This window comes from Streptomyces sp. NPDC015171, from assembly GCF_043079545.1.
In the GTDB taxonomy this organism is placed as follows: domain Bacteria; phylum Actinomycetota; class Actinomycetes; order Streptomycetales; family Streptomycetaceae; genus Streptomyces.
The window spans coordinates 151,027-163,678 of record NZ_JBIBUO010000006.1 but is presented as its reverse complement, the minus strand read 5'-3'; the positions used below and the strand labels follow the sequence as shown (position 1 = coordinate 163,678).

The following is a 12,652-nucleotide window of genomic DNA, read 5'->3' as shown; positions in this document are numbered from 1 at the left end:
CGCTGGAGCTCCGGTGCGTGTGCGGTGCCCGTCCCCGCACTGCGCGACTCGGCGGTAGGAACGAGCCTAGAACGCCTTTGCGCTGGTGGGGAGATCATTTGCGTCATTGGCTGCTCCGGTCGTGGCCGGAAAAACAGTCGGCTGCGGGTACCCGCCGAGGGCACCCGCAGCCGCCCTGCCTTTACAGGTACTGACCGGTATTCGCCACCGTGTCGATGGAGCGTCCGGTGTCCGCGCCCTGCTTTCCGGTGATGAGGGTACGGATGTACACGATCCGCTCGCCCTTCTTTCCGGAGATCCGGGCCCAGTCGTCCGGGTTCGTGGTGTTGGGCAGGTCCTCGTTCTCCTTGAACTCGTCCACGCAGGCCTGGAGCAGGTGGGAGACGCGGAGACCCTTGTGGCTCTTCTCCAGGAAGTCCTTGATCGCCATTTTCTTGGCGCGGCCCACGATGTTCTCGATCATGGCGCCGGAATTGAAGTCCTTGAAGTAGAGGACTTCCTTGTCGCCATTGGCGTAGGTGACTTCCAGGAAGCGGTTCTCCTCGGATTCGGCGTACATGTGCTCGACCGCCGTCTGGATCATGCTCTGGACGGTGGTGGCCTTGTCGCCGCCGTGCTCGTCGACGTCGTCCGAGTGCAGCGGAAGACGCTCGGTGAGGTACTTGCCGAAGATGTCCTTCGCCGCCTCGGCGTCCGGACGCTCGATCTTGATCTTCACGTCGAGACGGCCGGGACGCAGGATCGCGGGGTCGATCATGTCCTCGCGGTTGGAGGCGCCGATCACGACCACGTTCTGCAGGCCCTCGACACCGTCGATCTCGGCGAGCAGCTGCGGGACGATGGTGTTCTCCACGTCCGAGCTGACACCGGAGCCGCGGGTGCGGAAGAGGGACTCCATCTCGTCGAAGAAGACGATCACGGGGGTGCCCTCGCTGGCCTTCTCACGCGCACGCTGGAAGACCAGGCGGATCTGCCGCTCGGTCTCGCCGACGTACTTGTTGAGCAGCTCGGGACCCTTGATGTTCAGGAAGAAGCTCTTGCCCGACGCCTGGCCGGTGACCTCGGCGACCTTCTTGGCCAGCGAGTTCGCGACGGCCTTGGCGATGAGCGTCTTTCCGCAGCCGGGCGGGCCGTAGAGCAGGACGCCCTTGGGCGGTCGCAGCTCGTGCTCCTTGAACAGGTCCGGGTAGAGGTACGGCAGCTCGACCGCGTCGCGGATGGCCTCGATCTGGTTGCCGAGGCCACCGATCTGCTCGTAGCCGATGTCGGGGACCTCTTCGAGGACCAGTTCCTCGACCTCGCTCTTGGGCACGACCTCGTAGACGTAGCCGGAGCGGGGTTCGAGCAGGAGGGCGTCGCCGGGGCGGATGGTGACGTCCAGCAGCGGCTCGGCGAGCCGCACCACCCGCTCCTCGTCGGTGTGCCCCAGCACGAGGGCGCGCTCGCCGTCCTCCAGGATCTCCTTGAGGGTGACGATGTCGCCGACGCTCTCGTACTCCATGGCCTCGACCACGTTGAGCGCCTCGTTGAGCATGACCTCCTGGCCGCGCCTGAGGTCGTCGAGTTCGACGCTTGGGCTGACGTTCACCCGCAGTTTGCGGCCGCCGGTGAAGATGTCGGCCGTGCCGTCCTCGTTGGCCTGCAGGAAGACACCGAAGCCTGCGGGCGGCTGGGCGAGCCGGTCGACCTCCTCCTTGAGGGCCACGATCTGGTCGCGGGCCTCGCGCAGGGTGTTGGCCAGCCGCTCGTTCTGGGCGGACACGCCGGCCAGGTTCGTCTGCAGCTCGACGATCCGCTCTTCGAGAATCCTCGTGTGGCGCGGAGAGTCGGCGAGCTTGCGGCGCAGGACGGCGATCTCCTGCTCAAGGTAGGCGATCTGCCCGGCCGGGTCGTCGGACCCGCGTCCCGGGCGGATGCCGCGGTTCATGTCGTCGTCGTGGGCTGCCACGGTCCTCACCTCCTCCAAGGGGAGCTGGACGCTTCCAGACCCTACCTGGGTGGGTGTCGATTGAAACCCCTAGATCACAAAGACTGTCAAGGTGTGTCGTCGGTCACCCGCTGCACACCCCCTCGCACGGAGGGGATACCCACTCAACGTGAGGGGAAAGCAGCTTGTTCCGTGCATGGCGCGGTCAAAACCCTCCTCGACTGGCTGGAGTTGTCCGCTCGGGGCCCGATCGGCTGGTATGCGGGCAGCACACAGAGCGCTCGTACGATCATCACGCAGAGCGACGGTACAGACGGACGGTGTCACCGCCGTGGTGGCCTGAAGTGGTCGACCCGGCCACCGGGGCGCCCCTTCTCCCGGTCCGGCGCTGGTACCCGAGGGGGCGGGGCCGGAAACCCCTGGCCCGTGCCACCCGGCCGTGAACCGGGCGGAGGTAGGGTCGAGGGAGTTCAACAGCCGCTGGAGCGGACCCGGCTGGCGCCCGCGGCGCCCGGGCCGTCCGGCGAACCGACGGCAGGAGAGATGACCGTGCAGCAGGAGGCCCCGGACGGCGAGGCGCTGGAGGTCTGGATCGACCAGGACCTGTGTACCGGCGACGGGATCTGCGCCCAGTACGCCCCGGAGGTGTTCGAGCTGGACATCGACGGTCTCGCGTATGTGAAGAGCGCCGACGACGAGCTGCTCCAGGCCCCCGGGGCCACGGCTCCGGTGCCGCTGCCGCTGCTGACGGACGTGGTGGACTCGGCGAAGGAGTGTCCCGGCGAGTGCATCCATGTGCGCCGGGTTCAGGACAAGGTCGAGGTGTACGGGCCCGGCGCGGACTGAGGCCGGTTCTAGACGCTGTGGGCCCCGGCCGGCGTGGAGCGGACGAAGGCACTGCCTTTCCACTGCCACTTGGCCGGGGTCTTCACGTCGGGGCAGCAACTCGGCACGGAATCGGATGAGTAGCCGAGCAGTGTGGCGGAGACGGCACGCGCGCGTACGGCGAAGTCGGTGACGGTGAGCCGCTCCGCGGGTTCGACGAGCGTGGCGACCAGGCGTGGCTTGTCGCCGGCCGCGGCGCGGGTGAGGACGTAGACCCCGTCGGGCGGGGTGCCCATCGGGGCGTCGCAGTGCACCACCGCGACGGTTTCCGGCCTGCCGTCACCGTCCAGGTCCCCGGTGGCCTTCTTGGCGACCACCGCCTTCACCGGGCCGCAATCCAGTGGGAAGCGCACCCCCGCCGTGCTCGGCGGTGCGGCGGCCGCGGGGGTGTCCGCGCCCGCCGGGCCGGAGGCGGACTGGGCGGCCGTGGCCGATCCGGGCTGGACCACGGAGGAGAGGGCCACGACCCCTGCGACGGCCGTGGCGGTGGCGAGCCAGTGGATGGGCCGCGTCTGGGTGTGAGCGAGCTCCGGAACGGCGGATTGCTGCACGAGGAGTGTCTCCTGTGAGGGCTGTGCCGGTGGGATGGCCTGCATGGTGCCACACGTCACAGTGCGGGGGAACGGCGGGGTCCGGGATTCCCGCAGGCGGCAGGCCCGTGCGCGGGCGGCGTCGGGGCAATGGGGCGACGGGGCGACGGGCTCAGGGGGCCGGTGGACGGCGCCCTGCCAACGGAAGGGCGCCGTGGCCGAGTTCCCGCCGGTCGGCGGAACTCGGCCACGGCGCCCTCATGTTGTACGCGCGCGTGTGGCGGCGGTCAGCGGCCGGAGCCGCCGTCGGCGTTGGGTCCGGCGTAGTCCTCGCCGTAGGCGCCCTTGGCCGGGCGGCGCCGGCGCATGGGCGGCTCGACGCCGTCCGCCAGGCGGCGGGCGGTGAGCAGGAAGCCGGTGTGGCCGATCATCCGGTGGTCCGGGCGGACGGCCAGGCCCTCGATGTGCCAGTTGCGGATCATGCTCTCCCAGGCGGTCGGCTCGTTGAAGCAGCCGATCTCCCGGATGGACTCCACGGTCCGGGCGAGCTGGGTGGTGGTGGCCACGTAGCAGCACAGGATGCCGCCGGGTACGAGCGCCTTGGAGACGGTCTCCAGGCACTCCCAGGGGGCGAGCATGTCGAGGATGACACGGTCGACGTCGGTGTCGGACAGGTTGTCCTGGAGGTCGCCGACGGTGAGCTGCCAGGCGGGGTGCGGGCCGCCGAAGTAGCGCTCCACGTTCTGCTGGGCGATCTCGGCGAAGTCCTCGCGGCGCTCGTAGGAGTGCAGCATGCCCTGGTCGCCGATGGCCCGCAGCAGGAAGCTGCTGAGCGAGCCGGAGCCGACGCCTGCCTCCACGACGCGCGCGCCGGGGAAGATGTCGGCGAAGGCCAGGATCTGCCCCGCGTCCTTCGGGTAGACGACGGCTGCCCCGCGGGGCATGGACAGGACGTAGTCGGGGAGCAGGGGGCGCAGCGCGAGGTAGGCGACGTTGCCGGTGGTCCGGACAACGCTGCCCTCGGGAGCGCCGATCAGTTCGTCGTGCGGGAAGGAGCCCTTGTGGGTGTGGAAATTCTTCCCGGCTTCGAGCGTGAACGTGTAGTGGCGACCCTTGGGGTCGGTCAGCTGTACCTGGTCCCCGACCTTGAAGGGCCCGCGCCTGCGGGCGGCACCGGTCGGTTCGGACATGTGAACAGACTACCGGTTCCCCGCCGGGGGCTTCGCCACCGGCGAGAGCGGCTCAGGCCGGCCTCGCCATCGCCTTCACGAAGGCGCGCTCGACATCGGCGGCCGACAGGACGCCGTAGATCTCGCCGCTCTCCTCGACCACCAGGTACTCGGTGGCGGGGGCGGCCCGCAGGGCGTCCAGCAGGTCCTCGCCGGCCAGCTCGGCGGAGACGCGCATGCCCTCGGTCAGGTCCTGGGCGAGGCCGCTGACCGCCACCCAGGGGCGGCGGTGCTCGGGTACGCCGACGATGGCGGCCTCGCGGACCAGGGAGAGCGGGTTGCCGTCGGCGTCCACCACGACCAGGGCGCGGGCCCCGGCTGCGTTGGCGCGGCGCAGCGCCTCGGAGAGCGGGGTGTCGTTCTCGACCGGTACGGCACGCCGGGTGAGGGTGCGGGCGCGCAGCTCGGGGAGGTGCTCGCGCAGCCGGGCCATGCGCAGGCTGTTGCCGGCGCCGGTCCAGATGATCGCGGCGAGGATGGCGGCGAGCAGGGCGTCGGTGACCGTGTCCATGCCGCCGGCGTCCTCGCCGCCGCCGCCGAGGGCGCCGGACTGGTTGAGCAGCGGCAGGCCGATCAGGACGCAGACGGCGAGGGCGCGGCCGACCCAGGCGGCGGCGACGGTGCCGCTCATCGGCTTGCCGGTCAGTTTCCAGACGACGGCGCGGAGCATGCGCCCGCCGTCGAGGGGCAGGCCGGGGAGCAGGTTGAAGATCGCCACGATGAGGTTGGAGACCATCAGGCCGGCCAGCAGGACGCCGGGCACGGTGCCGGGTTCCACGGGCTTCATGGCGAGGTAGAACAGGCCGGCCAGCACCAGGGAGAGCAGGGGGCCGACGAAGGCCAGCACGAACTCCCGGCCCGGCGTCTCGGCCTCCTTCTCGATCTCCGAGACGCCGCCGAAGAACTGCAGCTGGATGCGGCGGACCGGGAGCTTGAAGCGGATCGCGGCGACCGTGTGGGCCAGCTCGTGGACGAGGACGGAGGCGTAGAAGGCGACCGCGAAGAAGAGGGAGACCAGGTAGCGGGCCGCGCCCAGTTCGGGCAGCACCCGGTCGAGCTGGCCGCCGAAGACCCAGGTGATCAGGGCGGCGACCAGGAACCAGCTGGGTGCGACGTAGACGGGTACGCCGAAGGGGCGGCCCATCAGGATGCCGCCGCCGGGCTCCTTGGGCCGCGGCTGGGGCGGCCGGCCCTTGGCGATGCCGGAGTGGGCGAGCGTCCGGTGCTCGGGGGCGGCGCCGCCGGCTCGGTGCTCCGGCTCGGCGGGGCCGTGGGTGCCGGGCGCGCTGTGCGTGCCGGGCGGGTGCGTGCCGCCCGCCGTGCTCTCGCGGGCGGTCCCGCTGTCCGCGGCGTCGCCGTCCGCCGCGGCGGGCTTCCCGGCGTGGCCCTCCGGGGCCTGCCCGGCCCTGTGCCCGGCGTCGTCCCCGGCCTCGCCCTCGGCCCTGTGCCCGGCCTTGCCCTCAGTCTTCTCCTCGGCCTTGCCCTCAGTCTTCTCCGCGGCCTCGTCCTTGGCCGTGTCCCCGGCCTCGTCGTCGGCTCGGTCCGCGGGAGGGGCGGGCTGCCGGGGGGCGGCGGGCTCCTGTTCGGGGCCGGAGCGGTCGGTGGCTCCGGTCGCCGGGGCCGTAGGGTCCGCGGAGTGCTCGGCCGGCTCGTCGTTGCCGGACCGCGGCTGCCCGCTCCCGCCGCTCACGTCCACGGTGTCCCCTCGTTCGAAGCGTCTTCCGTACCTGCCGGACGGAAGGGTCTCTGGTCGATGGTATGCGGCCTTGGTGGCACGTTTCGCCCCGGCACCCCTTGTGTTTGCCCCGGGGTCGCGCGGTCGACGCGGGCCTGCGACCGGGTCACTGTCAGTGGCGGGCCGTAAGGTCTGTGGTCATGGACAGCAGCATCGAAGAGGCAGCGGCCGGGCCGGACGGCGGGACCGGCGGCGCGCAGGGCACCCCCGGGGAGCGGAGCCCCGCCGCGCCGACCTCTCTGTCGCCGTCCCGGGCCGGCGATTTCATGCAGTGCCCGCTGCTGTACCGGTTCCGGGTGATCGACCGCCTGCCGGAGAAGCCGAGTGCGGCGGCGACCCGGGGCACGCTGGTGCACGCCGTGCTGGAGCGGCTGTTCGACGCGCCCGCCGGGGAGCGGACGGCGCCGCGGGCCAAGGCGCTCATCCCGGGCCAGTGGGACCGGCTGCGGGAGAGCCGCCCGGAGGTGACCGAGCTGTTCGCCGACGACCCGGAAGGGGAGCGGCTGGCCGGCTGGCTCAGCGAGGCCGAGCGGCTCGTGGAGCGCTGGTTCACGCTGGAGGACCCGACGCGGCTCGAACCGGCCGAGCGGGAGCTGTTCGTCGAGGCCGAGCTGGAGTCGGGGCTGCGGCTGCGCGGGATCATCGACCGGGTGGACGTGGCGCCGACGGGCGAGGTGCGGATCGTCGACTACAAGACGGGCAAGGCCCCGCGCCCGGAGTACGCCGAGGGCGCGCTGTTCCAGATGAAGTTCTACGCCCTCGTCGTCTGGCGGCTGAAGCGGGTGGTCCCGCGCCGGCTCCAGCTCGTCTACCTCGGCAGCGGGGACGTGCTGACGTACGACCCCGTCCTCGCCGACCTGGAGCGGGTGGAGCGCAAGCTGCACGCGCTGTGGGAGGCCATCGGACGGGCCACGGAGACCGGCGAGTGGCGGCCCCGGCCGACCAAGCTGTGCGGCTGGTGCGACCACCAGGCGCACTGCCCGGAGTTCGGCGGCACTCCCCCGCCCTATCCGCTGCCGGTCAGGAACCCCGAGTCCGGGACGGTGTGAGCGGGGAATCCCGCGCAGGGCAGAATGGGCCCGGACTAGCGAAGGAGTGTCCCGTGGCCATCCGCGTCCTACTGGTCGATGACCAGCCCCTGCTGCGTACCGGTTTCCGGATGATCCTGGAGGCCGAGCAGGACATCGCGGTCGTCGGCGAGGCCGGCGACGGCCTGCAGGCCCTCGACCAGGTGCGAGCACTGCAACCGGATGTCGTGCTGATGGACATCCGGATGCCGCGGATGGACGGTGTGGAGGCCACCCGGCAGATCACCGGTCCCGGCCGGGACGGCCCGGCCAAGGTGCTGGTGCTGACCACCTTCGACCTGGACGAGTACGTGGTGGAGGCGCTGCGCGCCGGCGCCAGCGGCTTTCTGCTCAAGGACGCGCCCGCCAACGAGCTGGTGCAGGCGATCCGGGTCGTGGCGGGCGGCGAGGCCATGCTCGCGCCGAGCATCACCCGGCGGCTGCTGGACAAGTACGCCACGCATCTGCCGTCCGGCGAGGAGCCGGTGCCGGACACCCTGCACACCCTCACCGACCGTGAGGTGGAGGTGCTGAAGCTGGTGGCGCGCGGGCTGTCCAACGCCGAGATCGCGGCGGATCTGTTCGTCAGCGAGACGACGGTGAAGACACATGTGGGGCATGTCCTCACCAAGCTGGGTCTCCGGGACCGGGTGCAGGCGGCGGTGTACGCGTACGAGAGCGGCCTGGTGCGCCCCGGCGCGCAGTAGCGGGCCCGCCCGGCCCGTAGGACGTCGAGGGGCGCCCTCCCCCGTGGGGAAGGGCGCCCTTGCCGCAGCGGGTGTCAGCCCTTGCTCAGTTCCCAGAACCGGAACACCGTGGAGGCGTCCAGGCAGTACTCGAGGCCGTACACCCCGTCGCGGGCGACCGCGTACTGCTTGCCCTGCCAGACCGGCAGCACGGGCAGTTCGTCGGCGACGATGTCCTGGAGCTTGCCGAAGCTCCGGTCGGTCGCCGAGCGGTCGCTCTGCGCGGCGGTGCCGGGGATGAGCGTCCCGGTGATGGTGCGGTTGCTGTAGTGGTTGTCCAGCACGCTTCCCCTGCCGAAGAAGGGGGCCGTGAAGTTGTCGGCGTCCGGGTAGTCGGGCACCCAGCCCTTCACGTACACGCCGTACCTGCCGTCGGCGATGTCCTTCTCGTACCGGTCGAAGGCGGCGGACTTGACGTCGGCGTCGAACAGTCCGCTGCCGTTGAGCTGTCCGGCGATGGCCTTCAGCTCCTCGTCGGTGGCGGGGCCGTAGCGCGACGGCGTGGACCACAGGGTGAGCTTCACCTTGCCGGTGATGCCGTCGGCGCGCAGCGCTTCGGCGGCCTTGGCCCGCGAGGGGCGGGCGCCGTAGGTGTCGAAGAACGCGGTGTTGTGGCCCGCGATGCCCGCCGGGACGATCGAGTACAGCGGCGTGGCGGTGCCCTCGTACACGTCCTTGATCAGGGCGTCGCGGTCGACGAGGTAGGCCATGGCCCTGCGGACGCCGAGCCGGCCGGCCACCGGGTCCTTCATGTTGAAGACCAGGTGCTGGACCTCGGCGCTGCCGCCCTCGATGACGTCGACGCCGTCGCTGCCGGCCTGCTGGTCGAGCTGGGCGATGTCGGACGCGGTCAGACCGCGGTAGGCGATGTCGACACCGCCGTCGAGGAGCGCCTTCTTCAGGGCGGCGCGGTCGCCGTGGAAGAACTTCAGGGTGACGCCGGAGTTCTTGACCTCGGCGCTGCCCTTGTAGTTGCCGTTGACCGAGAAGACCGCCTGGTCCTTGTCGAAGGAGTCCAGCCGGTACGGGCCGGAGCCGACGGCCTCGTGGTCGGTGCGCAGCCCGTTCGCGTCGTACTGGCGGTGGTCCACGATGGAGCCGGCGCCGGAGGCGATCTTGCTGGGGAAGGTGGCGTCAGGGACCTTGAGGTGGAAGACGGCCGTCCTGGCGTCCGGTGTCTCGACCCTGTCGAGCATCGGGAACATGAGCGCGGGACCGGCGGGGTGGTCGATCCGCAGCGTGCGGTCGAAGGAGAACTTCACGTCCTCGGAGGTGAGGGCGTCGCCGTTGCTGAACTTCAGGCCGTCCTTCAGCTCGCACCGGAAGACCATGGCCCGGGTGTCGGTGAAGGCGCACTCTCTCGCCAGTTCGGGCTGGGGTTCGGTCGCGCCCTTGGGGAAGCTCAGCAGTGACTGGAAGACGTTGTCGAACAACAGCCAGGAGCCGGGGTCGTACCCCGCTGCCGGGTCCGTGGCGAGGACGTCGTCGGACATCCCCATCACCACGGAGGAGCCGCTCCCCCCGGAGCCGCCGGTCTGCGAGCCGCAACCGGTTAACAGGAGGCCGGAGGCCAGTCCCGCCACGACGGGCAGGACTGGCCACGGGTTGCGCATGTTCACTTGAAGTGCCTTGTCGTCGGTTCGTCAGCCCGGGGCCGGCGTCCCTGGTCCCGGGCACCGGGGCCGTATCGTGCACGGCCCCGGGTGCGGAGAGACGTCAGCCGCTCACACCGCGGCCGAGCTCCCACAGCTGAAGCGTCGAGGAGGAGTTGAGGGCGTAGGCCACGCCCGTGATGTCGTCCCGTGCGGCGACGTACTGCTTGCCCTGCCACAGCGGCAGGACCGGGACGTCCTCGGCGACGGTGTCCTGGATCTCCGTCAGGCTCTTGGACGCGCTGAGGCGGTCGGCCTCGCGGCGCGACTGCGGGATCAGCGAGCGCTGGATGGTGCTGTTGGCGTACGGCGAACCGAGGAAGTTGTTCTTGTCGAGGAACGGCGCGAGGAAGTTGTCGGCGTCCGGGAAGTCGGGGAACCAACCCATGCCGTAGACGTCGTACTCGCCCTTGCGCTCGGCGGGCCGGAAGGTCGACCAGGGGTGGCCCTGGAGGGAGACGTCGAACAGGCCGCTGTCGTTGAGCTGCTTGCGCAGCACCTCGAACTCCTGCTTGGTGGCCGGACCGTAGTGGTCGGTCGTGTAGTGCAGGGTCAGCTTCACCGGGGCGGTGATGCCGGCCTTGGTGAGCAGCCCCTTGGCCTTGTCGACGCTGGGGTTCCCGTACTTGTTGAAGAACGAGTTGGAGTGGCCGGTGACGGTGGCCGGGACCAGCGAGTACAGCGGCTCGGCCTGGGTGCCGTAGACCTTGGAGACCAGCTCGCCGCGGTTGATGAGCTGGGCCATGGCCTGGCGCACGGCCTTGGACTTGACGGTGGGCGCGTCGGTGTTGAAGGCCAGGTAGCGGATCTCGAGGCCCGGCATGTCGACCAGGTCGACGTTCTCGTCGCTGCCGGCGTCGAGCTTCTGGATCTGCGCGGGCGACATGGTGCGGGTCATCACGTCGACGTCGCCCTTGTCGATGGCGTTGCCCATCGCGTCGGCGTCGGCGAAGGCGCGCAGCTCGACCTGGTCGTTGTTCACCGTCACGCTGCCCTTGTAGGAGGCGTTCTTGGTGAAGGTGGCGCTGACGATCGCGTCGTTCTTGGTCTCGGCCTTGAAGGTGTACGGGCCCGAGCCGTCGACGTCGAAGCCGTCCCGGAGCTTGTCCTTGGCGTAGTCCTTCGGGTTGACGATGCCCGCGACCGGAGTGGACAGCTTGTACGGGAAGGTGGCGTCGGCCGTCTTCAGGTGGAAGACGACCTCGCGGTCGCCCTGCGTCTCGATGGTGTCGATGGTGTTCAGCAGGGCGGAGACACCGCTGTCGGCGTTGATGCGCAGCGCACGCTCGATGGAGTACTTGACGTCCTCGGCGGTCACCGGGTCGCCGCTCGCGAACTTCAGGCCCTCACGCAGCTTGCAGGCGTAGCGCTCGCTGCCGCTGTCGGTGAAGGAGCAGCTCTCGGCGGCGTCCGGCACCGGGTCGCCCTCGCCCTTGGGCTGCGCCATCAGGGTCTGCACGGACTGGCGCAGGATGTTCCAGGTGCCGACGTCGTAGGCGTAGGCCGGGTCGAGAGGCGCCGGGGCGTCCTTGGTGGCCGTGAACTGGTCCGTGGTACCGACGACGATGGCGTCACCGCTCTTGCTCCCGCTGCCGGATCCGCCGCACGCGGCGAGAACCGGGGTGAGCAGGCCGGCCACCGCCGGCAGCACCAAAGACTTGCGGTTCATGCGGGAGTTTCTCCAGAGCTGTTCGGGTCCGTGTATCCGGCATGCAGGGGTGGTGCGACGGATCACAGGGGTTCTCGGCGATGTTCTCGCGATGAGATTAGTCCGCGCCCGCAGCGGTACTGAAAGCCGCGTGAGTTGAGCCCCCATCACGCAGTGGAACCGGTCGCGGACACACCGAAAACCCGACAGCGGCAGGATTAGTGCAGCGTCCCACCAATCGGGACACAAGGTCCCACCCGAACCGCCGGACGAGGGGCGGTCAGCACAACTTGGCCAGCCTTGTCGAGCCCGTCGGGGGTGGGGAACGTCACACCTCCAACTGTGTGGCCAGTCAGCGGAATTCGGCCGGGCGCCCTGGCCTGAATTCCCCTCGGGTGTACTTCCCCGGAAATGTGTACAGCGCGGCCAATGAGCTTTGCGCTCCGGCGCACTCTCCGGGCCGGGGGATACCCCCCGTGAACGGCTAGCGCATTTCCGTCATCAGACCCCGCAGAAATGCCAGGTCGACCTGTTCGAGGGAGGAGACGACGGTACGGCCGGCGGCCGGGCCGATGGGTGCGACGGAAGGGACGGCGACGACCCGGCAGCCCGCGGCCTCGGCGGCCGCGACCCCCGTCGCGGTGTCCTCCACCACGGCGCATCTGGCCGGATCCGCACCGAGTCCGGCGGCGGCGAGCAGGTACGGGTCCGGGTAGGGCTTGGTGCGGGAGACCTCGTCGCCGGCGATGGAGAGGGCGAAGTGGTGCGGGCCCAGGACGGACAGCACACGGTCGATGACGCGCCGGTGCGAGGCGGAGACCAGGGCGGTCGGGATCTCGCTCTCGTACAGCTCGGCGAGCAGCCGGGCGGCGCCCGGCATCAGCGGCAGCGCGCGGCCGATACGCTCCTCGAACCCCTCGTTGAGCAGGAGGGACAGCTCGGCGAGGGTGATGTCGGCACCGGTGGCCTCGATCAGGAACCCCGCGCTGCGGGTCATCGGGCCGCCGACCACGACATGGCGCCAGGTCTCGTCCAGGGTGTGCCCGAGGGAGGCGAAGACCTCCACCTCGACGTCCCACCAGAAGCCCTCGGTGTCCACCAGGGTGCCGTCCATGTCGAGGAGGACCGCCTGCAGGGCGGAGCCTTCGGCCGTACGGGTTCCGAGCGCGGGGATCGTACTGGTCATCCGGGCGCACCTCCTTGGGGGACGACCAGGCCGGTTCCCGGACAGGG

The 12,652-nt window shown here is 70.5% G+C and carries 10 protein-coding genes; 3 read left to right on the top strand and 7 right to left on the bottom strand.

Features of this window, described 5'->3' with window-relative positions:
* Positions 1–181 precede the first annotated feature (181 nt).
* Positions 182–1,948, bottom strand: coding sequence for a proteasome ATPase (gene arc, locus ACF073_RS18650; RefSeq protein WP_392071243.1), 1,767 nt, complete (start codon positions 1,946–1,948; stop codon positions 182–184).
* A gap of 522 nt (positions 1,949–2,470) precedes the next feature.
* Here arc and ACF073_RS18645 point away from each other — a divergent pair.
* Positions 2,471–2,773, top strand: coding sequence for a ferredoxin (locus ACF073_RS18645; RefSeq protein WP_392071242.1), 303 nt, complete (start codon positions 2,471–2,473; stop codon positions 2,771–2,773).
* Between the two features lie 8 nt (positions 2,774–2,781).
* On the opposite strand, the gene ACF073_RS18640 is transcribed toward ACF073_RS18645, so the two are convergent.
* From ACF073_RS18640 to ACF073_RS18630, 3 genes are all read right to left on the bottom strand, one after another.
* The gene (locus ACF073_RS18640; protein WP_392071240.1) at positions 2,782–3,363 is read right to left on the bottom strand and encodes a hypothetical protein; all 582 of its coding nucleotides are present in this window, start codon (positions 3,361–3,363) and stop codon (positions 2,782–2,784) included.
* A gap of 266 nt (positions 3,364–3,629) precedes the next feature.
* Positions 3,630–4,532, bottom strand: a complete 903-nt coding sequence (locus tag ACF073_RS18635) for a tRNA (adenine-N1)-methyltransferase (protein ID WP_392071239.1) — start codon at positions 4,530–4,532, stop codon at positions 3,630–3,632.
* Between the two features lie 52 nt (positions 4,533–4,584).
* The gene (locus tag ACF073_RS18630; RefSeq protein ID WP_392071237.1) at positions 4,585–6,267 is read right to left on the bottom strand and encodes a site-2 protease family protein; all 1,683 of its coding nucleotides are present in this window, start codon (positions 6,265–6,267) and stop codon (positions 4,585–4,587) included.
* A gap of 179 nt (positions 6,268–6,446) precedes the next feature.
* Between ACF073_RS18630 and ACF073_RS18625 the strand changes: the two genes are divergently transcribed.
* Both ACF073_RS18625 and ACF073_RS18620 read left to right on the top strand, forming a co-directional pair.
* Positions 6,447–7,355 (top strand): RecB family exonuclease, encoded by a 909-nt coding sequence (locus ACF073_RS18625; protein ID WP_392071236.1) that lies wholly within the window; start codon positions 6,447–6,449, stop codon positions 7,353–7,355.
* A 53-nt stretch (positions 7,356–7,408) separates the two neighbouring features.
* On the top strand, positions 7,409–8,080 hold the full coding sequence (locus ACF073_RS18620) for a response regulator transcription factor (protein ID WP_020939010.1): 672 nt from the start codon (positions 7,409–7,411) through the stop codon (positions 8,078–8,080).
* A gap of 74 nt (positions 8,081–8,154) precedes the next feature.
* On the opposite strand, the gene ACF073_RS18615 is transcribed toward ACF073_RS18620, so the two are convergent.
* The 3 genes from ACF073_RS18615 to ACF073_RS18605 all read right to left on the bottom strand — a co-directional run bounded on the left by ACF073_RS18615 (position 8,155) and on the right by ACF073_RS18605 (position 12,605).
* The gene (locus tag ACF073_RS18615) at positions 8,155–9,738 is read right to left on the bottom strand and encodes an ABC transporter substrate-binding protein (protein WP_392071234.1); all 1,584 of its coding nucleotides are present in this window, start codon (positions 9,736–9,738) and stop codon (positions 8,155–8,157) included.
* Positions 9,739–9,835: 97 nt separating this feature from the next.
* Positions 9,836–11,440 carry an ABC transporter substrate-binding protein gene (locus ACF073_RS18610; protein WP_392071232.1) on the bottom strand — a complete coding sequence of 535 codons (1,605 nt, stop codon included), beginning with the start codon at positions 11,438–11,440 and terminating at the stop codon, positions 9,836–9,838.
* A 463-nt stretch (positions 11,441–11,903) separates the two neighbouring features.
* Positions 11,904–12,605 (bottom strand): HAD family hydrolase, encoded by a 702-nt coding sequence (locus tag ACF073_RS18605; RefSeq protein WP_392071230.1) that lies wholly within the window; start codon positions 12,603–12,605, stop codon positions 11,904–11,906.
* Between the last annotated feature and the right edge of the window lie 47 nt (positions 12,606–12,652).

Bases quoted from the DNA above. Each gene is read 5' to 3' on its own strand.
- ACF073_RS18625 (WP_392071236.1), top strand. From the start codon at position 6,447: ATGGACAGCAGCATCGAAGAGGCAGCGGCCGGGCCGGACGGCGGGACC.
- ACF073_RS18605 (WP_392071230.1), bottom strand. From the start codon at position 12,605: ATGACCAGTACGATCCCCGCGCTCGGAACCCGTACGGCCGAAGGCTCC.
- ACF073_RS18635 (WP_392071239.1), bottom strand. From the start codon at position 4,532: ATGTCCGAACCGACCGGTGCCGCCCGCAGGCGCGGGCCCTTCAAGGTC.
- ACF073_RS18610 (WP_392071232.1), bottom strand. From the start codon at position 11,440: ATGAACCGCAAGTCTTTGGTGCTGCCGGCGGTGGCCGGCCTGCTCACC.
- ACF073_RS18645 (WP_392071242.1), top strand. From the start codon at position 2,471: ATGACCGTGCAGCAGGAGGCCCCGGACGGCGAGGCGCTGGAGGTCTGG.